Origin of the sequence: Bacillus sp. FSL W8-0645 (genome assembly GCF_038007905.1) — a bacterium.
Classification (GTDB): Bacteria; Bacillota; Bacilli; order Bacillales; family Bacillaceae; genus Bacillus; species Bacillus pumilus.
Genome location: NZ_JBBOYC010000001.1, coordinates 645,502 through 669,474 on the forward strand (window position 1 = coordinate 645,502; position 23,973 = coordinate 669,474).

The 23,973-nt window shown below is 35.5% G+C and carries 26 protein-coding genes; all 26 read left to right on the forward strand.

The window, feature by feature from the left end:
• Positions 1–54: 54 nt before the first annotated feature.
• The gene (locus NST39_RS03220) at positions 55–327 is read left to right on the forward strand and encodes a hypothetical protein (RefSeq protein ID WP_341027032.1); all 273 of its coding nucleotides are present in this window, start codon (positions 55–57) and stop codon (positions 325–327) included.
• A gap of 21 nt (positions 328–348) precedes the next feature.
• A complete protein-coding gene (locus NST39_RS03225; protein ID WP_341027036.1) occupies positions 349–624 on the forward strand; it encodes a hypothetical protein in 276 nt (91 codons plus the stop codon).
• A 31-nt stretch (positions 625–655) separates the two neighbouring features.
• The gene (locus NST39_RS03230; protein WP_341027038.1) at positions 656–919 is read left to right on the forward strand and encodes a hypothetical protein; all 264 of its coding nucleotides are present in this window, start codon (positions 656–658) and stop codon (positions 917–919) included.
• A gap of 17 nt (positions 920–936) precedes the next feature.
• Positions 937–1,218, forward strand: coding sequence for a hypothetical protein (locus NST39_RS03235; protein ID WP_341027040.1), 282 nt, complete (start codon positions 937–939; stop codon positions 1,216–1,218).
• A gap of 30 nt (positions 1,219–1,248) precedes the next feature.
• Entirely contained in the window at positions 1,249–1,638 is a 390-nt protein-coding gene (locus tag NST39_RS03240; protein WP_341027042.1) for a hypothetical protein, read from the forward strand.
• Positions 1,635–2,870, forward strand: coding sequence for a CpaF/VirB11 family protein (locus tag NST39_RS03245; RefSeq protein WP_341027045.1), 1,236 nt, complete (start codon positions 1,635–1,637; stop codon positions 2,868–2,870). Before NST39_RS03240 ends, NST39_RS03245 begins: the two co-directional genes overlap by 4 nt.
• Positions 2,854–3,669: a hypothetical protein gene (locus tag NST39_RS03250; RefSeq protein ID WP_341027049.1), complete on the forward strand. Its 816-nt coding sequence runs from the start codon at positions 2,854–2,856 to the stop codon at positions 3,667–3,669. Before NST39_RS03245 ends, NST39_RS03250 begins: the two co-directional genes overlap by 17 nt.
• 3 nt (positions 3,670–3,672) lie before the next feature.
• The gene (locus NST39_RS03255; RefSeq protein ID WP_341027051.1) at positions 3,673–4,431 is read left to right on the forward strand and encodes a hypothetical protein; all 759 of its coding nucleotides are present in this window, start codon (positions 3,673–3,675) and stop codon (positions 4,429–4,431) included.
• A complete protein-coding gene (locus tag NST39_RS03260; protein WP_341027055.1) occupies positions 4,432–4,791 on the forward strand; it encodes a hypothetical protein in 360 nt (119 codons plus the stop codon).
• Between the two features lie 11 nt (positions 4,792–4,802).
• The gene (locus NST39_RS03265; protein WP_341027057.1) at positions 4,803–4,949 is read left to right on the forward strand and encodes a hypothetical protein; all 147 of its coding nucleotides are present in this window, start codon (positions 4,803–4,805) and stop codon (positions 4,947–4,949) included.
• Positions 4,950–4,976: 27 nt separating this feature from the next.
• The gene (locus tag NST39_RS03270) at positions 4,977–5,132 is read left to right on the forward strand and encodes a hypothetical protein (RefSeq protein ID WP_216927811.1); all 156 of its coding nucleotides are present in this window, start codon (positions 4,977–4,979) and stop codon (positions 5,130–5,132) included.
• Between the two features lie 70 nt (positions 5,133–5,202).
• Positions 5,203–5,451, forward strand: a complete 249-nt coding sequence (locus NST39_RS03275; protein WP_341027060.1) for a hypothetical protein — start codon at positions 5,203–5,205, stop codon at positions 5,449–5,451.
• Positions 5,432–6,430 carry a conjugal transfer protein gene (locus tag NST39_RS03280; protein WP_341027062.1) on the forward strand — a complete coding sequence of 333 codons (999 nt, stop codon included), beginning with the start codon at positions 5,432–5,434 and terminating at the stop codon, positions 6,428–6,430. Before NST39_RS03275 ends, NST39_RS03280 begins: the two co-directional genes overlap by 20 nt.
• Positions 6,431–6,442: 12 nt before the next feature.
• Positions 6,443–6,697, forward strand: a complete 255-nt coding sequence (locus NST39_RS03285; protein WP_106031467.1) for a hypothetical protein — start codon at positions 6,443–6,445, stop codon at positions 6,695–6,697.
• An 11-nt stretch (positions 6,698–6,708) separates the two neighbouring features.
• A complete protein-coding gene (locus NST39_RS03290; RefSeq protein WP_341027064.1) occupies positions 6,709–7,215 on the forward strand; it encodes a conjugal transfer protein in 507 nt (168 codons plus the stop codon).
• Positions 7,118–9,619 (forward strand): ATP-binding protein, encoded by a 2,502-nt coding sequence (locus tag NST39_RS03295; RefSeq protein WP_445662376.1) that lies wholly within the window; start codon positions 7,118–7,120, stop codon positions 9,617–9,619. The genes NST39_RS03290 and NST39_RS03295 overlap by 98 nt, the downstream gene beginning before the upstream one ends.
• An 800-nt stretch (positions 9,620–10,419) precedes the next feature.
• Complete coding sequence (locus tag NST39_RS03300; protein ID WP_341027066.1) at positions 10,420–12,798, forward strand: CD3337/EF1877 family mobilome membrane protein; 2,379 nt, start codon at positions 10,420–10,422, stop codon at positions 12,796–12,798.
• Positions 12,795–13,772 (forward strand): bifunctional lytic transglycosylase/C40 family peptidase, encoded by a 978-nt coding sequence (locus NST39_RS03305; RefSeq protein WP_341027068.1) that lies wholly within the window; start codon positions 12,795–12,797, stop codon positions 13,770–13,772. Before NST39_RS03300 ends, NST39_RS03305 begins: the two co-directional genes overlap by 4 nt.
• A gap of 9 nt (positions 13,773–13,781) precedes the next feature.
• On the forward strand, positions 13,782–14,282 hold the full coding sequence (locus NST39_RS03310) for a hypothetical protein (protein WP_341027070.1): 501 nt from the start codon (positions 13,782–13,784) through the stop codon (positions 14,280–14,282).
• A 272-nt stretch (positions 14,283–14,554) separates the two neighbouring features.
• A complete protein-coding gene (locus tag NST39_RS03315; RefSeq protein ID WP_044141488.1) occupies positions 14,555–14,764 on the forward strand; it encodes a DUF3173 domain-containing protein in 210 nt (69 codons plus the stop codon).
• Positions 14,761–14,970, forward strand: a complete 210-nt coding sequence (locus tag NST39_RS03320; RefSeq protein ID WP_044141489.1) for a hypothetical protein — start codon at positions 14,761–14,763, stop codon at positions 14,968–14,970. The genes NST39_RS03315 and NST39_RS03320 overlap by 4 nt, the downstream gene beginning before the upstream one ends.
• Positions 14,967–16,244 carry a tyrosine-type recombinase/integrase gene (locus NST39_RS03325; protein WP_044141490.1) on the forward strand — a complete coding sequence of 426 codons (1,278 nt, stop codon included), beginning with the start codon at positions 14,967–14,969 and terminating at the stop codon, positions 16,242–16,244. The genes NST39_RS03320 and NST39_RS03325 overlap by 4 nt, the downstream gene beginning before the upstream one ends.
• Before the next feature lie 577 nt (positions 16,245–16,821).
• The gene (locus NST39_RS03330; RefSeq protein ID WP_341027073.1) at positions 16,822–18,366 is read left to right on the forward strand and encodes a type I restriction-modification system subunit M; all 1,545 of its coding nucleotides are present in this window, start codon (positions 16,822–16,824) and stop codon (positions 18,364–18,366) included.
• Entirely contained in the window at positions 18,363–19,598 is a 1,236-nt protein-coding gene (locus NST39_RS03335) for a restriction endonuclease subunit S (RefSeq protein WP_341027075.1), read from the forward strand. The genes NST39_RS03330 and NST39_RS03335 overlap by 4 nt, the downstream gene beginning before the upstream one ends.
• Position 19,599: 1 nt before the next feature.
• Positions 19,600–20,796, forward strand: coding sequence for an AAA family ATPase (locus NST39_RS03340; protein WP_341027078.1), 1,197 nt, complete (start codon positions 19,600–19,602; stop codon positions 20,794–20,796).
• A 41-nt stretch (positions 20,797–20,837) separates the two neighbouring features.
• Positions 20,838–23,936, forward strand: coding sequence for an HsdR family type I site-specific deoxyribonuclease (locus NST39_RS03345; RefSeq protein ID WP_341027081.1), 3,099 nt, complete (start codon positions 20,838–20,840; stop codon positions 23,934–23,936).
• Positions 23,937–23,973 lie beyond the last annotated feature (37 nt).

Consider the following 23,973-nt stretch of genomic DNA (forward strand, 5'->3'; position numbering starts at 1 on the left):
TTAAAGGATAGTCAAAAGACTGTCCTTTTTGTTTCTAAAAAAGGAGGAATAACAATGAAATTACACTTAGTTAACGCTATACACTTTGCAGAAGAGTTAGAAGAGATTGAAAGAAAGGCTAAAGTTGCATGGGAAAACATTTGGTTAGAAGTTGGTGACCAGTTAAGATCTGAATCAATAGAAACAATTGTTATTCATAAGGGCATTGTGATGGACGAAAAAGAATGCTTATTAAAAGTTACTTTTGAAGCGTATTATCCGCAAATGACTGACGATGGTGAAGTGATTAGACCAGTTATATATACAGGGCATGAAGTCCAAAAGTGACCTAAAGAAAGGAGAATATAAATGGCTTTTGTTTTTGAGAACATCATGAAATTTGAAAATGAACTAAAAAAGGTTGGGTGCACTTTCCCCAGTGGTTCATTTTTAAAGGCTGTACGTAAAAATGTAGAAGCTGGGGCGGTCTCGTTTGATGTTGGGACAGAAATTGAAGAAGGTGAAGAGACTTATAATTTAAGAGTTTTCTTTTCAATAGAAGAACCAAAGGAAGAAGCTGAAACGCCTATTGCTGCTTTACCGATTTGCAGTTTTGATTGTTTGTGGCTGGAAAAAAACGAATGAAAATTAAAGGTGAATAAGGAGGTATTGAAAATTGAGCTATGACTTAAAGAATCAAAATGACTTGGTAAATGAGTTAGAAAGAGTTGGATGTTTAGGGGTCTATCACAACATTATGATGGAACTCGATTATTTTCCGGAAGATGAGAATGCGACCGTTGTTGAATTTGTCAAAATTGAAGGAGTTCGCCATAGACTAGCGGTGACTTTTGTGCGCAATGAAGGAAAAGGAGATCATCTTTGGCGATCATGGTCATTTGATCATTTGACCTTAGAAAAAAGAGAGCGAGGGAGCTAGAAAGGAGGTTAAAGATTATGCAGCATAATTTTATAAATTACGGTGCTTATCAAAAACAAATGTCTGAAATCGGCTGTTCTTCCTTAGCGGAAGATTTATATGTTCAACTTGTTGAACGTATAAAAGGTGGAGAAACTGGAGCCATTGACCTTACAGGTAACATCACTTTAGGTGATAAGGACAGTGATGGGAATTACAAATTAAGCCTTGTGACTGTTTCTTTCAATGTTCATATGAGTGACGATGGGGTATGTGAAATGTCTTTTGAACGTGTCAATGTCTCGGAAGTTGATTGGTGAAAAAATGTTATTTGAAAGGAGGGAGGGGATTTGAAGGAATTACCCTTAAAAATGATCATACTGGTGTTTTCAGTATTTGTTGTCGGTGTTCTCGTCTATTACTATACGACTGATTATAGGCAGCATAGCATTATAAGCTCAATGAACGAATCAGCAAGTATAGCAAGCCTTAAAAACGTGGATAACAGCATCCGCACAGAAGAAGGAAAAGTTGAATTATCTGAATCTTTTGAATTGAATTTCGAAAACTCTTTAAAAGAAAAAGCTAACGTGAATCTTGGTAAAACAACTTTCGAATATAAGTATCTAAAAGATGCAGACGGAAAGATGAAAGCTGTAAAAATTGCTTTGACAGATGGAAAAAAGAAAACCTATCGGACAACATTAGTTGTCGATAGACCGAAAGGGGAACGTAAATGAATAATGCTGCGGTAGATGAACGAAAACAATTGGTGGATAAGGTGAGGACACATCTGAGACGAAACTATCCATCTGAATTGCTGAAAGCTTTTGTTGATGTTGGAGCAAGAAGGAAGATCAGTGAAAAAGTCAAAAATGATTTTTCTGCTCTTAATCAAGATGAAGTTTCTTATGTCATAAGTGAAATCGTAGGTTTAGGCATCATTGAAACTATCGTTAAAGAATATGAAGATGTAACGGATATATCTTTTAATGGCACGCACCTTGAAGTTGAAACGATTAGGGGAATGCATAGACATGGAGAAATGGATGAAAAAGATATTGTTAAGATTATCAAAAAATTTGCGAATGCTGTTGGAGAAGAATTTTCTCCAAAGTCTCCAATTATGGATGCAACCTATTCTAATTTGCGCTTGAATGCGGTTCATAAGGACATAGCACAATATGGTACTACAATTGCATTACGCATTGTAGAGCCAAGATTGGCGCTTCGTAAAGATAACTTTGATGCGTTTGCTCCTATGGATATTTTTAACTTGTTTGAAGCGATAATTGCATCAAAATCGAATGTGACTATCAGTGGTCCGACTGGTACAGGAAAAACAGAACTTCAAAAATTGTTACTATCACATGTGCCTTATAAAGAGAAGGTAATAATGATTGAAGATACGCCTGAAAGTCATGTGAAAATCTTATACCCCGAAAAAAATATTAAGTCATGGATAACTAATTCTTCTGTAAGTATTGAGGATTTGGTGAAAGCGGCTTTAAGAAATAATCCTACATGGTTACTTGTATCTGAAACTAGGGGGCAGGAAGCCTATGAAATGATGCAAGGGATTTTAACTGGTCACAAAATTATTACCACGCTGCACGCTGTGAATGCACGTGCCATTAAATCAAGATACATTAATATGATGAAAATGGGTTATCAGATCAATGAAACATCCATGCTGGAAGACTTGAGCAAAAATTTAGGGTTTGGAGCGCATATTGAGAAAACAGAAGGAGATGACGGCTCTACTAGAAGGTATCAACAAGAAATCGTAGAGTTTTTGCCTAATGGCGAAACCTTGACGGTTTTTAGGTGCGATTTAACTAATGATGGAATTGAGTATCACTATGGAAAGTTAAGTGATCTTTTCTTCAAACGAATGATGGAAAGAAAAGTCCCTTTGGAACTTCAAGAACAAATTAAAGCAAGGTGGGGGGTTTATGAAACCATTTCGTAAGAAAAAGCTGTATAGATTAGATGAAATTCATGCTATGTCCCAAGCGTTTGGGCGACCAATGAAAGGGGTGGCGTATGCAAAATTCGTTTTAATTCCATTTCTTTGCTTTGGTGGATTTTCTTATCTCTTCTTTCATTATTGGTGGGCGGCTTTGATTTGCGGCTTTATTGGCAGCTTGTATGGTTGGTTCTTTTTATTGCAAAAGCAGGTAAAGAATGATTATGAAAAAGATGCCCTCTATGAAAGAAACAGATTTCTAAACAACATCACGCAAATGCTAACCAATGAGAATATGACATTAATAGAAGCGTTCTCTATCTCTTCTGGTTATGCAGAAGGGGAGTTGAAACAAAAGCTCATTGACTTACAGACTGTTTTGGTTGATGGGTCTGAAACAGAAATAATTGAGGCTTTTCGTGAATTGAGGGATTTTTATAAAAGTGATGTGCAATTCGATCAGTATCTAGAACAATTGGCTATTATGTTTGTAGAAGGACGTACACCTATAAAGTCTTTGAAAGATACTAAAGATCATCACAATCAAATTCTGATAAAGCAGGATAAATTTATTCAGTTAAAAAAAGCCCGTAGGCGTGATTTCAATACAATGATCTTTTATTCTGTTGGGTTTATTGCTGCTTTAATGTTTTCGTTTACCTTGCAAAAATTCATCGACATTTATGCACATACTCCCTTTGGAATGATTACAAGTTCCTTGTATCTGTTGATCATCTTTGGAATCTATCACTCTTTTAACAAAAAATTCTTTGATGATTCCATAACGGAGGTGAAAATTTAAAACATGAAAAGTAAAAAGAAGAAACGCAATTCAGACGGTCGATCTAAGGCGGTCTTTTCCTTTTGGGAAAAAATCGCGGAAAGCGATTTAAAAGATATGATTGACTACTTAAACGAAACAAATATTAAAACTTTCCAAAAGAAGCGTTTGTTTAAGGCAGGCATATTTTTGCTGTTGGGTATTCCTGTATTCGCTTTGAAACCATTCCTACCTTTGGTGTTTTTGGGTCTTGCTGCTGCTGTATATTACTTGGAGTATATGAAGGTTAAATCAAGATATAATGTTGCTCGCTTTCAAAAAGAGCTAGTCTTCATAAAGTTTTCTAAAGAGATTTATATTTATCTATTAGAAAACAAAACAACGATCTATAAGGCGTTTGAGAAGATGGAAGAGAGGGTGAAGGAAGGCTTTTTAAAAGGCGCTTTGCGAGACCTGTTAATAGACCTGCATGAGCGTCCCGATGATGTTCAACCATTTATTGATTTTGCCAAAAGAACGAGTGGCAGCGATAGGTCAAAGCTCTTTATGATAACGCTCTTTGAGTATCATCAAAATTCAAATGACGATACGATCATTTACCATCTTGGAAAGATGACAAGCGAACAATCCTTTATGGTGGTAGACGACATTATAGAGTTTAAACATAGCAAGTTCTTTAACTATCCAATGAAATTAACATTGCCTGTAATTGGTGTAGTGCTTGTCTTTTTTATCTCGCTTCTGGTGGATAGTATCATGTCTATGCAATTTGGGGGCGGTTAAATGATAGATGGGTTATTGATGACATTTGTAAAAATCTATATTGCGTGCATGTCAGTCGTGTTGATTTTGGATGTAGCAGGTTATTGTGTTCGATTTAACCAGACCACTGATTTCAAACAATTGGTTAACTATCAAATTGAGAGGAATGGGGGGTTGAATTCAAATGCTCTTAAGGAAATTGAGAAGAAGAACAAAGAGTCGTATGGGGGCAGTTTTCAAATTCAAAGTGATGCTTTGAATAAGACATTACCTCATGGAAGTGAAGTCTCTTATAAAATTAAAACAATCTATGTTGCGCAGATTTTCGGTATTAAAAAAGAGATCGAAGCAAAAGGAGGTGCGCTATCTCGAATTAGATAGGGGGGAGGTAAATGGGTGGTCACATCATTAGAATCGGAATGCTCTCCGTTTGGATTAGCATTTTAGGAATATGTCTTTTTATGTTAGAAAGCCATTACCCTGATTTTAAAACAGGTATTCAAGTAATGGTGGATTGTATTACAGAAGGAATGTATTAAAAAAGATAATTAAAGGAGAAATGAAAAATGACAGGACAACATACTACAGAAATTGGTTATGGAGCAGTAGCAGCGGTGTTAATCGGAGTCGCTTTGGTGGTATTAAAAGGATTCTTCCCCGAATTTTTTGAAGATGCATTAGGCATGGCGAAGGATATGTTTTTAGGGTTTTTTAAGAAGTAATACTATTTAGGGCAAGTCTCTCGGGGCTTGCTCTTTTTAAAGCGAGAATCTTGAAGAAAGTGGGGGCATCATGACTTTTTCGAAATGGATCGCCATTATTGCTAGGTATATTTCACTTGCTTTATTGTTTTTCATAATACTTATTGCTTTTGGTGGCTTTCTGTATAAATTGTTTACTCATGAATCTATTGTTGTACGTCACTTTGCTGTTACTTCTTTTGGTTTTACTTTTGTATTACTAGCTCTTTACAGCTTCATTCGTGTGCTCACGTGTTCAATAAAAGTAAAGGAGGGAGAAAATGAAAAAGAAAAAGAATGACGGTAAGATGGCCATTCGAAACAACTCATTATTATCAGCTTTTAAGAAGAAGCTGAAAAGTGTTAAAAAGCCAGAGAAAAAGCCAAAATCAATCCCCAAAGATCGAACAAAGATTATTGCCGTAGGTATATGGTCAATGATTGTAACGCTCATCTTTTTTGCTTTCTTGTCTGTGTTGCTGTCGATCAATACAAGATCTGTAGTAAATGATATTGAACGAAATCAAGAACGAAACAGTAATCAAAAAGAAGAAGTGTCTATTGTAGCAGGGGAACGTTTTTTGTCGGGCTTCGTTGCTGAATATATCAACGTAAAGAACGACAATGAGGCTATTGAAAACCGTCATAAAAAATTAATGACTTACCTTGCTAAAGAAAGCGATGAATTAGAACAAGAAACATTATTTGCTATATCTGGTGCGCAAGGTGATCGAGTTTTAAACAATTACACTCTTTTCAATGTGAAACAGGAGAAAGATGAAACTCTATTTCAATACGAAATCGAGTATTCAAACGTTGTAAAGGTTAAAAAGAAGGAACATGAAATTAAAAAACAAGCATTGTTGAACATTCCAGTAAAAAACAAGGGGGATCAATTTGCAGTCAGAGGAACTCCCTACATTTCAGAGATATATGACCTCAAAGGTGATATTGCGAACTCGAAAGAGGATCGTGAGGAATATGACGGAGATCAAACAGCAGCCATAAAGGAATTTTTGCATACGTTCTTTCGGAAATACGCCGAAGAAACAAAGAACGATATGACTTACATTATGAAAACACCAGAGACTTTAAATGGTCATCTGGTATTTGGTGATGTCGAAAACTTCAGCATTTACAAGAATGATGATGGCTTTGAAATATCTTCTGTTGTCATTTTCAAAGAAAAAGAAACGAGCATACCGGTAAAGGAACGATTTACTTTGTTCGTTACCAAAAATAGTGGTCAGTATTATGTAAATCAACTAAAACATCAATAAGGAGTGGAAAAAATGGAGTTTTTAGATTATCTGATCTTAGGAGCCAAAGCAGACTTACCAACAATAGGCGGTGTACAAAGTTGGGGAAAGCAAATTGTTGCGCAGGTTATAGCAATTATAGCTATGTACTTGATTACAAAGCATCTTGCGAAAGTAAGTATCGGTAAAATGGTGGGTGCAATAGTGTTTACAAGTGCTGGTGTATGGTGCATTCAAAACTGGTCTACTGTCACAGGTTGGGTTGGTGCACTACTTAAAACGATGTAAGAGGTGATAGTGTGTCGAGATTTGTATTCAACTATAGAAAAGCGATGCGTGAGCCTAAAAAAATACAAAGGATAACGGAAAATTATAGTTTACCATTTGCGATAGAGTTGATTCCCATGATCAACTATTTTATTTTTGTCGCTATTAGTTTTGGCTTTTTCTTAGGTGTTAGGAAGTTTTTTCCTAGCGCCTTTGAAAATACTTATGTGATCGTGATCTTTGGCATTCCACTAGGTTTAACAATTTTAATAACCAAGATTAAACCAGAAGGAAAAAATATTTATCTGTATTTTTGGGGTTTGATAAAGTACCTTGTTCTAATTAAATTGCCAAAGAAAAAATATTGTAATGATAAAATTATGGACTTTGCAAATGATCAAGAAATAAAATTCAAGTCTCTAGTAAAGGTGGTGCGGAAAAATGGTGGTGAATCTGAAAACACCGATGAAGAGTATATTAAACAACATGATCTTGACGAAAACGGGAGACGTTTGGGCGTATTATCGGATCAAAAGTAGCTCGATCCCAAGCAGAAATCAAAGTGAGATAGAAGATTATAAAGGCAAGTGGACGTCTTTTTATGAAGAAATAACAGAGTATGAAGATTTCCATTTGATGATGTATCCGAGTCGATTTGATTTGGAAGGACGTTTGAATGTATTGAAAAAGGATATACATGAGGATGCTTTAGAAGTAGCTTCATACTATATGCAGGAAAAAGTAAATGTTTTGCAGCAGCGCTTGGGGAGATTGACCAGACCTGACTTTATTATAGGTATTAAATTGAACAAAACCCTTCTTAGTATGGATGCTGATATTAAAGACAACGTTGTATCAATGTTTAACACTGTCACAGACACCGTTGTAAATATGCTTGGATGGGAACAAGATGTATCATCCCAATTTTTTGAACAATATAAAGAAATCGAGGACGATTTGGCGAGTACGGTTACATCTGTGTTTGGAGAGAGATTGAGAGAAGCCGAGCTTAAATATATCAATCGTTATCACTTTATAAGAGGGCTTTATCACGATGTTGAGGAAGAAAGCCAAAATGGAGATATTCATTCAATTACAAACACTGTTATAGACCCAACAATTCCAGGCTCTTTAAAACTCGTTAGTGATCAAGATCAGGGGCATATTTCAATGATTGTTGTTGACGAATTTCTAGACAATATGGCGAATAGCAACTTGTTTTATGAGGTTCAGTCTTTGCCCTTTCCAGTAGAAGTAGAAGTAAAGGCAAAAGTAGAAAGTAAGTCTATGACAAAGACAGCATTAAATATTAAGCACCAGCAATTGAGAGAAGAACAAAATGAAAAATATAGTGTGGGAGACGAAAGCGACCAGTCAACAATGACAAGTGCGTTTTTGGTGAAAGACCTTCAAAACAAGATTAAGAAAGAAGAAGTGTCTTTGATCAACTGGCTTGCGGTTGTGATTGTTGACGGACGCACGAAAAAGGAATGCGCTGAAAAGGCTCGATTAGTCGTGAGACACCTAAAAGGGGCAGGAATTAAATGCAGGATTCCTATTGCTGATCAACTGTCTTTGTTTTATAAAATGCTGCCTGCTGAAAAGTTGGATTTGATGGATAAAAATTGGATTCAGAAGACAGCACAAAATGGTTTAGCAGAATGTTTACTAGGCGTTGATTCTTTCGTTGGTTCCAAAATCGGCTTTTTCCTCGGTTGGGGAGATCGTTTTGATAAGCATACAGATTTAGAAAGTGCCATTCGATCAAGTCGAGACTTTGTATTGTTTCATCCTTTTCTTGCTAACCAGCAAATAAAAGGATCAAAAACCAGATCGCCGCATTGCTTAATAACAGGTGATACGGGTAATGGGAAGTCTTTCCTTGCGAAACTGTTGTACACATATATTTCCTTCATGGATATAAAGTCATTATACATCGACCCTAAAAAAGAAATGCGAAAGTGGATTACGAAAGTTATCAATAATCCGCAAACACGTAAAAACTTTCCTTTGTATATTGATCATTTGAAAAAGTATCATTTCATCACGCTTGATCATGAACAAGAGGAGAACTGGGGCGCATTAGACCCAATTGCCTTTATGCCGCCAAGTAAAGCGAAAGATTTGTTAGAAGTTATATTCGAGCAGATTTATGATTTTAAAGGGAAAGATGATGTGAGCACTGCTTTTTTGAGAGCAATTACAAAAGTTCTTGAAATGAAAGAGCAGGGTGAACAAGTTGGATCGCTGCATGTCATTTATGAGATGCAAAAGCATAAAGAAGAGCCTGTGAGAAAAGCAGGAGACTTTCTTTATGAGTCTGTTAAAGACTCTATCATGAAGTTGCTAGTTCATGATGGTTCTAATCCTTCCCTGTCTTTAAAAGAGCGCATCACAATTTTAGAAGTTGAGAACATGGACTTACCAGACTTTGGGGAACGTATAGAAAATTTCACGAAGTCACAATTAAAGTCAAGTGCGGTCATGTTTGCGCTTGGTAAGTTTTGCGAGCTTTTTGGAATGAATGCAGAAGAAAAAACAGCGGAATTTATTGATGAAGCATGGATATTTACAGCTTCACCACAGGGGAAAAAAGTAGAGCGTCAAATGAGACGTATTGGGCGTTCTTACAACAATGCCGAGTTCTTTATCTCTCAATCCACTAAGGACGCACTTCATGAAGATGACACTGGAAACTTTGGTGTAGCATTCGCCTTTGACGAACCAAACGAACGTGAAGAAGTCTTGAAATGGATGAACCTTGAACCAAGCGAGGAAAATAAAAAAATGCTTGAATCCATGTTTCAAGGTCAATGCTTATTTAAGGACATTTATGGTCGTACAGCTAAAATCTCCATTGAATGCTTGTTTGATGAGTGGATGGGAGCATTTGAAACCATCAATAAAAGTGAGGTTGCGTATGCTGAAGAAATGTATTTGTAATTCTTAAGTTAATGACCTTAAAATTTGTCACTAATTAAAAAATTACACATACCCATCTACATGTATGTAGATATATGTTATTTGTGTTTTTGTGTTATAATCCAAGTATAAGTGATTTAACATAATACTCGTTAATCTGGAATTATGTTTAATGACTCTTACTACACTTTTTTAAAATAAAACCATTGCAATGAATTAGAGCATTAAAAATTATCCATAAAGCACAGCATAATAGATTAAACAAAAGTATTGCAATTAACACACATCTTCTCTTGTGTTTCTGGTGATTTTCCATCGATAACAGGCGCAACAAATAATTAAAAAATGATGATATCCCATTTTTTTTCTTAGAGCTAAAGGGCGAAAAGAGGACGAAAGCAAGACGTTAATAAACTACAAATAACATACATTCAGTCTTGGAAAGTTTTATCCGATGAGGTCTTCTATCTGAGAAGGCGGAGGAAAAAACAAAAAAATGGCCCAACTAAGGACCATTTTAGTTTAACAGCTCATTTGATTAAGGCGATTAAACTCAAAATCAATTGAGCTACTGCTATCAATATGATAATTATCGTTGATAGCTTCATTTTATTCACCTCCTTTGAGGTGGAACGAGCTTGGGCTACTGCAATAGCCTAGGCTCTTTTTAGATTATACCTTAAAACATCCATCAATTGGTGTGTTTTATGCAATATTGCTAAAAGCGTATTTTGAACTATCTGATCGAATAGTAAATATTCATTTTTAAGCCGTTCCTTAAATGGACGGCTATTTTTATTTCAATTTTTGGGAGTGATGAGATGAAAAAGCATTTAATCATTGTTTCTATAATCCTCTTAATATTAATTTCTATTATGGCAGTTGCAAGTGCGGAGGATAAAGATGGTGATAAAACAGTACAACCGAAAGTAGAGAAAGTGGGAGGAGTCGAGCTTGAAATAAGTCGATTTCCATTGGAACATTATCAAGCCCACAACCAAGCCGAGGATGGAATGATTAAGGGAACTATCGTTTCTTTGTCTAATGTAATGTTAGGCACAACGCAAATAATAGTTCTTGTTGTTGATAAAGCAATGGACCTATTTATGAGTGCTGAACCGATAGAAGGATTTAGTGATGCTGTGACGGATGTCTCAAAGAAAATGTACAGCGTGCTAAAGAATAGCTTCGGAGAAATCATCTTTGTATTTATGATAGGCTTCGTAGTCTATCTATTTTTGATTCGTGGAAGTTTTAAGGAAGGTATGAGGCGTTTTGTTTTATTTTTTATGGTCATGATTGTGGCAGGGCTTTGGGTCAGTAAAGCTGGATATTGGATAGAATCTCTCAATGCTTTGTCGATAGAAACGCAGGGGAAACTAATCACAGTTGGTAATAAGTTAACCGATTCGTTTTCGAGTAAAGGTGATTCTTCTTTAACTATGGGTGACGTAAAAAAAGGTCAAGAGCTCAAAGGAACGACAGCCGTTTTGAGAAATTTTTATTTTAATGCTGCATTGAAAAATCCTTATTTGGTGACTAACTATGGTACACCAAATGAAAAAACAATTTTGAAGAAGGGGGATGGAAGAGGTGGTCTTGATCGTATAGACACGCTACTTTCTTTCAAATTGACCAGTGAGGGTCGAAGTGCAAAGAAAGAGTTCATTAATGACAAAGAGGTAAAAGAATATAAAAACCAAAGTATTGCAGAGGGAAGTATTTATGCACAGTTAGGCTATTCATTTATAGGGATGCTTGCCGCAATTTCTCTAGGTGTTCCATTCTTTTTGATTCCGTTTCTTAACTTCTTGATTCAAATTATCGTTCTGGCGATCGCATTCTTTCTTCCTTTTGCGTTTATTCTTTCATATGTTCCGCAATTTGCCTATAGTGGCTTTGTGTCGCTTGGGAGAATGTTCGCTTTGTTTATTATGAAAGCAATGCTAACTCTTGTTCTTGTATTTGTTTATGCTGTCTGCGTAATTGTTAATAAGACCATCCCTCCTACCAATTTAGGGATGTATTTTTTAAATGTGGCAGCATTGTCGGCTATTCTGATCTTTGCATTTTTAAAACGAGACAAGATCATCAATTTTGTTACGGCTGGTAAAGTCCAGTCTGTAGACGCAAATTTATTAGAGAATACTAGAAAGGCAGTCGTTCAGCCTTCATGGGAAGGTGCGAAAAAAGTCGGTAGTGGTATTAGCGAATGGAAAAAGAAACGTGATGCCAAAAAAGCTGCTGAAGAAAAGAAAGCAGAAGAAGAACGGTATTTAGCAGAAAGACGAAGCGCGCCACAAAACCAGTCAAATACTGGAAATTCTAAATTTGATAGAACGTCCCAAAATAATCCTCTCAACAAAGATGCTTCTGCGAAAAAAGAAATCGAAAGAGGACGGCAGCTTGATGGGTCAAATGTAGATTCGAAAGCAGATGATTATAAGCCACCATTGTATGTGGCAGATGGAGAAGATGTGGAAAGAACAGATCAAAAGGAAACGGGTGCAAGTGCTTCTAATCAACTACCAAAAGTGGATATTGAAAGAAGCGAACAAGCAACAAAAGATCAACTAGCGGAGGAAAGCAACAATATGTCTAACACTTCAAATCCAATGTCGAAAGTGGATGTGGAAAGAAGCGAACAAGCGACAAAAGATCAACTAGCGGAGGAAAGCAACAATGTGTCTAATGCTTCAAATCCAACGCCGAAAGTGGATGTGGAAAGAAGCGAGCAAGCAACAAAAGATCAACTAGCAGAAGAAAGTAAAAATAATCCAAGAGCATCTAGCAAAATACCAATTGTGGATGCTGAAAGAAGTGATCAAATTAAAGAAGATATTGCCGATGAAGAAAAGACCAATAGTCCAAAGGGTTCAACATCGGTTCCTAAGGTTGATGTTGAAAGAAGTGATCAAGGTGTTTCTGAAAAAACGTTAACAGAGGAAAGTATCAGTAATCAAAAGCCTGTGAATCCTGTTCCTAATGCTAACGTAGCAAGAAATGAACAAACACAATCAAAAGAAAAAGTAAGTGCATCAGTTCCGAAAACTGAAAATGAAAAAGTTAAGGCATCAGATGCTCAACCAAAAGTTAAAAGAGTTGTTCAGGAACAACCTAAACAGAAACATGTGAAAATTGAGTTAGACCACATAGAGAGCCGTCAAAGCAAAAATGATCGAGGAGGGAATGGATCATGAAAAAGCTATTGACGGCTTTTTTTACTGTTCTTCCAATCGTATTTTTGGGGGGATTGTTGATTGTGGTTGTGTTGATTTTTGGGGGGAGTAATCAAAAAGAAGAAATCGGCGGTGGGGATGAAGAGTTTGTAACAAATGGTATTGCACCGGAGATCGAAAGGCTCCGCCATGTTTTTGAGAAATATGCAAGGAAAGAAGGGGTCTATGATCAATTGAATATCATTATGGCTCTTACTATGCAGGAAAGTGGAGGGCGTTACCTCGACATCATGCAATCAAGCGAATCAATAGGTTTGCCGCCTAACTCTATAACAAGTCCAGAGTATTCTATTCAAGTGGGTGTGAAACACTTTGCGGCTGTTTTTAAAAAGGCAGGGGGAGACGTTCGATTAACATTGCAGTCTTACAACTACGGAGGAGGATTTATAGACTTTGTTAAAAAGCGAGGAGGGAAATATACAAAAGCTCTTGCGCTAGAATTTAGCAAATTCCAAGCCTTGAAATTAGGTTGGCGAAGCTATGGTGATCCGAATTATGTTGATCATGTCATGCGCTATTTGAAGGGTGGAGGCACTGTAAAGCCTGTCAACGGCGCTATGGAGGGATATGAAACTGTAATGAACGAAGCCCTTAAGTATGAAGGTAATCCATATCAATGGGCTGGTTCAACTCCTAAAACGGGTTTTGATTGTTCGGGCCTGGTGCAGTGGGCTTACAGAAAAGCGGGCATTTCATTGCCCAGAACGGCACAAGAACAATACGGTGCCACAAAAAAGATTGCTGAAAGTCAGGCAGTACCAGGAGACTTAGTCTTCTTCACAGGTACGTATCAAGGTAAATTTATCACACACGTGGGAATTTATGTAGGAGATGGAAGAATGTATAATAGTAATGACGGTGGCGTCCAATACTCTGATCTTAAAAAGGGATATTGGCGTGAACACTTGGTGTCGTTTGGAAGAATAAAAAATTAGGGGGATTTTATGAAAAAAGTATTTTGGGTATTGGGTGGTGTGATTTTGATTTTAGGGATTACGAGTTATTACATGACATACAGCAAGTTAAGTGCTGAAAAAAATCAAGCTCTAAAAGAAAAACAAAGGATCGAGAATAAAATGAATCATATGGCAAATTCAGAAGCTGCTGACATGAATCAAAAGTTTTTTGAAGCGTTCTTTCAATATGAAGATGCGGATGATCGTGAAGGTGCAGTTAGAAAGCTAGCAACCGATAAGGCTATGAGTTATGCGTTTCCCTCGAAGGCTCCAAAAAAACATAGTGTGACCATGCAGGGGGATTTACTTTCTTTAGAAAGCTATTCAAAGAAAGTTGATGAAAAGCATGAATTATACCTTAATGAAGCAAAAATCGCGCTTACGGTGAATGCTGTTACAACGAAACAGGAATTGATTATTCAAACAGAATTGAAAAAAGAAAAAGGTGGATGGATTGTTGATAATGTTCAAGTGAAAGGGAGTAATTAATGAAGTTCCCTACCTGTTTTAAATAAAGTTTGTTCTAGCACAATTCGTTATAAAAAGTCATTAAACAAAATAAAAGCCATCAAAGCAAACTTGATCGAGACCAAAGATCAGGAAAAGCTATGATGGTTTTTTAATTCTTGTCATTTATTTCAGAAATTTAATGAAGTGGGTGAGAGTTGAATTGAGCTTTAGGCAATAAACGAAGAATGTAAAAAAGGATTATTGATGATGTGCAGGTCAAGCAAAGTTTGTATTATGAAAGGAGCATTTTAATGGGTACGACAATATGTAAAGATGATCTGATCAAAATCGGATATAAAAAATATCAAGCTGTGAATTTAATTAGAGAAGCAAAAGCAATCATGGTTCAAAAAGGTTGCCCTTATTATAATAATAAAAGGCTCGGAAGAGTTCCGAGAGATGTAGTTGAATCTATTTTAGGGGTGTCCTTATCAGAAGAAGCGAGAGGAGTTTCCCAATGAAGAGAACTAAGTATGATGATGTTTACATTGATGATAACGGAGTTATTTTTTATCAAATAGAGTGTCAGAGTGAAGGGAAAAGAATACGTAAAAAATCTAAAGTGGGAAGTGATGGTAAACCTTTTTTGTCTGCTTTTGAAGCTCATAAAGAGGTAACTAGATTAAAAGGAGAAATAAATAAAAGGAGGTCAAATGATCACCTTTGAAAAAGAAACAAGAAAAAACAAAATATCCGGGAGTCTATTTAGACGAAAAAGGAAGGTTTTTTTATCAGTCTGAATTTGGAATAGATCGTATAACAGGTAAGAGGATAAGAAAAAAAGGAAGAAAAGATGCTAATGGAAAACCCTTTGCATCAGCATTTGAGGCTAATAAAGAGTTAACACGATTGAAAAGAGAATACCATAAAGTCAATAGCTTCTCGAATTATAAGATGACTTATGAGCAATTCATGAACCAAGTCTATATACCTTATTACCAAACAGAAGTTGAAGAAAGTACCTTTGAAGTTAAGGAAGGGATTCTTGAAAAAATAAAAGATAGGTTTGGATCGATGTCTCTTAGATCAATCTCAATTGAAGATGTACAAAATTTCCGTACATGGCTATTAACGAGCAAAAAAAGGGGAGGAGCTGGATATTCTCAATCCTACGCTAGTATGGTTTTTGGTGTCTTTCGACAGAGTTTAGATAAAGCAGTTGATATGCAGTATTTGGAATACAATATATCAAAGAAAGTTAAAGCAATACCAAAAGGTAAAGCAGTTGTTCCATATTGGACAAAAGAAGAGTTTGAACAAGTAATAAATCAAATATATATTGATGATTTTTATGAACACTTAAATTTTGTTATGATATGGGTGTATTACATGACCGGTATCAGAGTGAATGAAGGAACTGCTTTAAACTGGTGTGATATTGATTTGAAGAAGAAGCGTATGCGTGTCCATCATATGTTGATTCTTAAAACGAGGACAGAATGGAAAAGAAACTCTTATACAAAAACTGAAGATGGAAAGAGAACCATTGCGCTTGATGATGACACTATAAACATATTAAAAGTTTGGCGTGAACGCCAGCTAGCTATAGGTTTAGGAAAAGTAGATGATTTTGTCTTTAGTTATGATGGTTTGCCCATGATTAAATCAACAATTGGTAGGATGCTTTCTCGATATGCAAAATTGGCGGAAGTGAAGAAGATACAAGCGAAGGGGCTGCGTCATTCACATGCATCTTATCTCATCAATGAATTTAATGTTTCAGTTCTTGTTTTATCCCAACGTATGGGTCATTCAAGTCCAGAAATCACATTAAAGCATTATGCCCATATGTGGACTGGAGCAGATAATACGATAGCAGAAATGATGGCTGGAAATATTAAAATAAAGACTGCATCTGAAACAAAACTTCGATTCAATGGTAATCAGGCGATAAATAAGAAGAACCCCACCAAAAACCCCACCAAGGAAGCAAAAGGTTAAAAGAAACCTTTGTTTTAAAGGGGTTTGGGGAACCTACTACGATTGAGTGGGAATAATCAAGCGACACTCTATACACCGAAAAACGCTGATTTTATGCCGTTTAGGTAAAACTCATATGACTTTCTGAGACCAAGTTTCTTTTGAATTGTCTCCAAGATTGTCGCCAAAAACTCTCGCCGAATGATTGTCGGTGGGAGTTTTTATTTAGGCTTTAGCCGGGTGAGTGCTTTAAACGCGCGAAACATTAAACCACCGGCTATTGAAGTGACCCCATAAAGTTAGACATTATCTAAATTGTAAGTGAAGTCCAATGGACGGGTGATTCTGATTACGGTCATCACGGTGGCAGGGTTTATAATGTGGAGGTACAATCTTGTCATTAGAATATTTTGCGAAACATAATAAAAAAGATATACAGATAATCCACACATGCCTGTAAATGTTATACTAGAAGAGAAAATAAGAACATTGTATTGTTGTTTGAATATGGTAAGAAACTAAAAGGTGGAAGAATCTTCAAACTTATCTAGAATAACTTTATAATCAATGTATCAGAAGAAAATTTGGGGGTATACAAATGTCTTATGCACAACGTGCCGAATTACAATCTCAAATTTGGAAAATAGCCAATGATGTCCGTGGCTCTGTAGACGGATGGGATTTTAAACAATATGTTTTAGGAACACTGTTTTATCGCTTCATTAGCGAAAACTTTTCTAGTTATATTGAAGCTGGAGATGAAAGCGTCAATTATGCAGAACTTCCAGATGATATTATAACGAAAGAAATCAAAGAGGATGCCATTAAAACAAAGGGGTATTTCATATATCCAAGTCAGCTGTTTGTTAATCTTGCGAAAACTGCTAACACAAATGAAAGCTTGAATACAGATTTAGCAGCTATATTTGCTGCTATTGAAAGTTCAGCATATGGTTATCCATCTGAACTAGATATTAAAGGATTATTCGCTGATTTCGACACAACTAGTAATCGACTAGGGTATACTGTGAAGGACAAAAACAGTCGTTTAGCTGCTGTCATTAAAGGTGTTGCAGGGCTTAATTTTGGTAAATTTGAAGATAATCAAATTGACCTTTTTGGTGATGCCTATGAGTTTTTAATCTCTAATTATGCTGCCAACGCAGGAAAATCTGGAGGAGAATTCTTCACACCTCAGCATGTATCAAAGCTTATTGCTCAATTAGCAATACACAAGCAAACAACCATTAATAAGATTTATGACCCTGCAGCCGGTTCAGGTTCACTTTTATTACAAGCAAAAAAACAATTTGATGCTCATATTATCGAAGATGGTTTTTATGGACAGGAGATTAACTTTACAACTTATAACCTTGCTCGTATGAATATGTTTTTACACAATATAAACTACGATAAGTTTAATATTGCTTTAGGAAATACGCTTGGAGATCCTCACTTTGGTGACGAGAAGCCATTTGATGCCATTGTATCAAATCCACCTTATTCCGTAAAATGGATTGGTAGTGATGACCCAACGCTTATTAATGATGAAAGATTTGCCCCTGCAGGCGTATTAGCGCCAAAATCTAAAGCCGATTTTGCCTTTGTACTTCACGCACTTAGTTACCTTTCAAGTAAAGGTCGTGCTGCTATCGTTTGTTTCCCAGGTATTTTTTACCGTGGTGGTGCAGAACAAAAAATTAGAAAGTATCTGATTGATAATAACTTTGTTGAAACGGTTATTTCATTAGCACCTAACCTCTTTTACGGGACTTCAATAGCAGTTAATATCTTGGTACTTTCTAAGCATAAAACCGATAATAAAACTCAATTTATTGATGCAAGTGGAGTAGATTTCTATAAAAAAGAAACGAATAATAACATACTTACAGATGAACATATAGAGAAAATAATGAAAATGTTTGACAGTAAAGAAGATATTGATTATGTTGCAAACTCTGTTGATTATGAGGCAATCGTTCAAAATGATTACAATCTTTCAGTAAGTTCATACGTGAAAGCGAAAAACGCAAAGGAAGTCATTGATATTAATGAGCTGAATGCCGAGATAAAAACGACTGTAGCAAAGATAGACAAACTGCGTGCTGAAATTGATGACATTATTGAGGTGATTGAATCATGATTAAGCCGAATTATATAGAGAAACTACTTGATGAGGTTGAGGTTGAGTGGAAAGCCTTAGGGGAAGTTACATTACCAACTTCCAATATTAAGTGGAGAGAGACAAAGGATACTTATCGGTATATTGATTTAACTTCAGTTAGTCGCGAAACAAACAAAATAATTAAAACAACTGAAATATCCGCCGAAGATGCACCAAGCAGAGCCAAAAAGTTAGTAATCAAAAATGATGTTATTTTTGCAACAACTCGTCCTACCCAGCAACGAGTTTGTTTGATTACTGAAGAATTTTCCGGAGGAGTTGCTAGTACTGGTTATTGTATCTTAAGAGCCAAAACAAATGAAGTTTTACCTAAATGGATTTATCATTATATTTTTTCATCTGATTTTAAAAGGTATTTAGAAGAGAATCAAAGTGGATCAGCATATCCAGCAATTTCTGATGCTAAGGTCAAAGAGTTTAAAATCCCTATCCCATCTCTTAAAGTGCAAGAAGAAATCATTCGTATTTTAGACTCCTTCTCAGACCATACAGCAGAGCTTACAGCAGAGCTTACAGTAGAGCTTACAGCTCTTAAAAAGCAATATGAGTATTATCGTGAAAAGTTGTTTACTTTTGAAGAGGGTGAAGTTGAATGGAAATCTTTGGGGGAGGTTGCTAATTTTCGTCGTGGCTCATTCCCTCAACCTTATGGTAAAGGTGAGTGGTACGACGGTGACGGTGCAATGCCTTTTGTTCAAGTAGTCGATGTTGGGGAAGATATGCGACTTGTACAAAACACAAAAAACAAAATCTCGAAATTAGCACAACCTAAAAGTGTGTTTGTAAAAGAAGGCACTGTCATTGTAACTTTACAAGGAAGTATAGGTAGAGTTGCTATTACACAATATGATTGCTATGTTGATAGAACTCTTGCTATTTTTGAGAGTTTTCTTGTCAATATCAACAAAAAATATTTTGCATATCAACTACAAGCCAAATTTGCGATTGAAAAAGATAAAGCTCGTGGCAGTACGATAAAAACTATTACAAAAGAAGAATTTACAAAGTTTCTAATCCCAATCCCACCTCTTACGGAACAAGAGCGTATAGTATCTATTTTAGATAAATTAGACGCATTAACCATTTCGATCACCGAGGGTTTACCTCGTGAAATAGAATTGCGTGAAAAACAATACGAATATTATCGTAATATGCTTCTTAGTTTTCCAAAAGAGGAGGTAGAGGATTAATATGGGAACTTCATTAACTGAAATTGCACAAACGCTGAAAGACGCCAAACATAAAACTAAAGCTAAAGATGCGAGTGAATCTGATGTAAAAGTTCAGTTGGTTTATGCTTTTAATGGGACGGGGAAAACTAGGCTTTCACGAGAATTCAAATCGTTATTATCAACGGATTTAGATGGGGATACGGAGTTAGAGTTATCGGAAGTAGTGGGTAAAAATTATCTTTATTATAATGCTTTTACGGAAGATTTGTTTTATTGGGATAATGACTTAGAAAATGATACTGAACTAAAACTTAAAATTCATCCTAATACTTTTACAAACTGGATTTTAGAAAAGCAAGGACAAGACAGGAATATTATTTCTAACTTTCAACACTATACCGATGAAAAATTAACTCCACATTTTAATGAAGAATATTCTATTAAAGATAAGAATGGGAATAATGTAACAGTAGGGGCTTTTACAGAAATAACCTTTTCATATGAACGTGGTAATGATGAGATTTCAGATAGCATTAAAATTTCAAAAGGTGAAGAGAGTAACTTTGTATGGTGTGTTTTTAATTCTCTACTTGAACAAGTTATTGATGTATTAAATGTAGCTGAACCAAGTGATAGAGAAACAGATCAATTTAATCAGTTGGAATATGTATTTATAGATGACCCAGTAAGTTCATTGGATGACAATCGTTTGATTGAATTAGCGGTAAATTTGGCAAAATTAATTAAGCGAAGTCAGTCAGAACTTAAGTTTATTATAACCACACATAATCCCTTATTTTATAATGTGTTACATAATGAGTTTAGGAAAGATAAATTCAAAAAATATTTTCTTAAAAAAAAGGGAGATGGGGAACATGAATTAGTTTCCCAAAGGAATGATTCACCTTTTTCCTATCATCTTTTCTTAAAAAATGAAATAGAGAGAGCTATTGAAACAGATCAATTAAAAAAGTATCATTTTAATTACCTTAGGAATATTTTGGAGAAAACATCGACATTTTTGGGTTATGACAACTGGGGAGAACTTTTATTTGAAATTACAGAGGGAAACCCTGAACCTTATATTACAAGAATCATTAATATTTCGAGTCATTCTAAGCATTCAGGAGATGAAATAGCTGAATTATTAGATGATGATAAACGTGTTTTGAATTATTTACTAAAGGGACTTAAGGAAAAATATCATTTTAAATAAGATGAAAGATATAAAATTGAAGTAGAGGAGGCGGAAATTTAATGAGCGATCTCAAAACCATTGCAGAATCAAATCACTATATAGTTTTAGATAAGTATACCAAGATAGCAGAACAAGGGGTTGGCTATCAAACGGAAGCTAATTTAGAACGAGAGCTAATTCAAGATTTAGTTAATCAAGGCTATGAGCATCTACCAAGTTTAAACACTCGCGAAAAAATATTTGCTAATGTTCGTGTGCAACTGCAAAACCTTAACAATGTTCAGTTTTCAGAAGAGGAATGGATTCGATTTTGTGAGCAGTTTTTAGATAAACCCGGTGATAACCACATTGATAAAACCCGTAAAATTCATAATGATTATATTTATGACTTTGTCTTTGATGATGGGCATATTCAGAATATTTACCTAGTAGACAAGAACAATATGTCCAACAATAAAGTGCAGGTCATTTCGCAATTTGAGCAAAAAGGAACGGAAGCCAATCGATATGATGTGACCATCCTGGTCAATGGATTACCTTTAGTACAAGTGGAGCTTAAAAAGCGTGGGATTGCTATTCGTGAAGCCTTTAATCAGGTTCATCGATATAGTAAAGAGAGTTTTAACTCTGAAAAATCTCTGTTTAAATATGTACAGATTTTCGTGATTTCTAATGGGACAGACAGCCGTTATTTTGCGAATACGACGAAACGTGATAAGAACAGTTTTGATTTTACGATGAATTGGGCAAAAGCGGATAATATCCTGATTAAAGATCTAAAAGATTTCACAGCTACATTTTTTCAGAAAGATACTTTATTGAATGTACTACTGAAATATTCCGTTTTTGATGTGAGTGATAACCTGTTGATTATGCGTCCTTATCAAATTGCCGCTGCAGAGAGAATCTTATGGAAAATTAAGAGTACGTACCAAGCCAAAAAATGGAGTACCACTGAAAGCGGGGGGTATATTTGGCATACAACAGGTTCGGGGAAAACGCTTACGAGTTTTAAAGCTGCTCGATTGGCTACTGAACTGGATTTTATAGATAAAGTATTTTTTGTTGTCGATCGGAAAGACCTGGACTTTCAGACGATGAAAGAGTATCAGCGTTTTTCCCCTGACAGTGTTAATGGTTCAGAAAGTACCGCAGGATTAAAACGTAACATTGAAAAAGATGATAATAAGATTATTGTGACGACGATTCAAAAACTGAATAATCTCATTAAAAGCGAAGCGGAACTCTCTATATATAATAAGCAAGTGGTATTTATTTTTGATGAAGCTCATCGTTCACAATTTGGAGAAGCTCAAAAGAATATCAAGAAAAATTTTAAAAAGTTCTATCAGTTTGGATTTACAGGGACACCTATTTTTCCTGAAAATGCTTTGGGTTCTGAAACGACTGCTTCTGTTTTTGGTCGAGAATTACACTCTTATGTCATTACAGATGCCATTAGAGATGAAAAAGTTTTAAAGTTCAAAGTAGATTATAACGATGTACGACCAAAGTTCAAATCAATTGAAACAGAACAGGATGAGAAGAAGCTATCAGCAGCAGAAAATAAAGAAGCTTTGCTGCATCCTGAACGGATTAAAGAAATTTCCCAATACATTCTTTCTAATTTTAGAGTAAAAACCCATCGTTTAAACGCGAATGGAAAAGGATTTAACGCCATGTTTGCTGTGAGTAGTGTTGACGCAGCCAAACTCTACTATGAATCACTAAATAACTTACAACAGGGAAGCAGTAACCCCCTTAAGATTGCGACAATTTTCTCCTTTGCAGCGAATGAGGAGCAAAATGCTATAGGTGAAATTCTTGACGAAACTTTTGAACCTACAGCTATGGATAGTAGTGCAAAAGAGTTTTTAAGTTTAGCCATTAAAGACTATAATGCCATGTTTAAAACCAATTATGGCGTTGAAAGTAAGGAATTTCAAAATTATTATAGGGACCTTGCTAAACGGGTAAAAAACAAAGAGATTGATTTATTGATTGTTGTAGGAATGTTTTTAACAGGTTTTGATGCACCTACATTAAATACTTTATTTGTTGATAAAAATCTTCGGTATCATGGTTTAATGCAAGCTTTTTCAAGAACAAATCGTATTTATGATTCCACCAAAACCTTTGGTAATATTGTTACTTTTAGAGATTTAGAACAAGCAAGCATAGACGCCATTACTCTTTTTGGGGATAAAAACACTAAAAATGTGGTGCTGGAAAAAAGCTATAAAGAGTATATGGAAGGATTCTCAGATGTGGCAACGGGTGAAGCCCGTCGTGGTTATGTAGACGTAGTCAAAGAGCTACAAGAGCGTTTTCCTAATGTTGAAGATATTGCTACGGAGAAGGATAAAAAGGATTTTGCGAAACTGTTTGGTGAATATTTGCGCATTGAAAATATCCTACAGAACTATGATGAATTTACAAGTTTTAAAGCTCTACAAACACTAGATGTGAGTGATCCTATGGCTCTTGAAGATTTTAAATCGACTCATTATGTAACAGATGAAGATATAGCGGCTATGCAAGAGATTCAAGTACCAGAAGAAAGAACGATTCAAGATTATCGCTCTTCATATAATGACATTCGTGATTGGCTTCGCCGTGAAAAAACTGGAAAAGAAAAAGATAATTCCTCTATTGATTGGGATGATGTTGTCTTTGAAGTAGATCTTTTGAAATCCCAAGAGATCAATTTAGATTACATTCTTGAACTTATTTTTGAACATAACAAAAAAGTAAAAGATAAAGCATCCTTGGTTGAAGAAGTTCGTCGCATCATTCGTTCTAGCGTAGGAAACCGTGCAAAAGAAAGCTTAGTCGTTGATTTTATCAACCAAGCTGATTTAGATAGTATTCAAGATAAAGCAAGTATTATCGATGCCTTTTTCTCATTTGCTCAAACTGAGCAAAGACGTGAGGCTGAAGAGTTGATTCATACTGAAAAATTGAATGAAGAGGCTGCAAAAAGATATATTTTAACCTCATTAAAAAGAGAATATGCCAGTGAAAATGGAACTGAGCTTAATGATGTTCTTCCAAAAATGAGTCCTCTTAATCCTCAGTATTTAACAAAAAAGCAGAGCGTTTTTCAGAAAATCTCAGTCTTTGTAGATAAATTCAAAGGAGTAGGTGGAAGTATTTAATAAATTTAAAGAAGCGGTTAAACACCAGAATATTTTA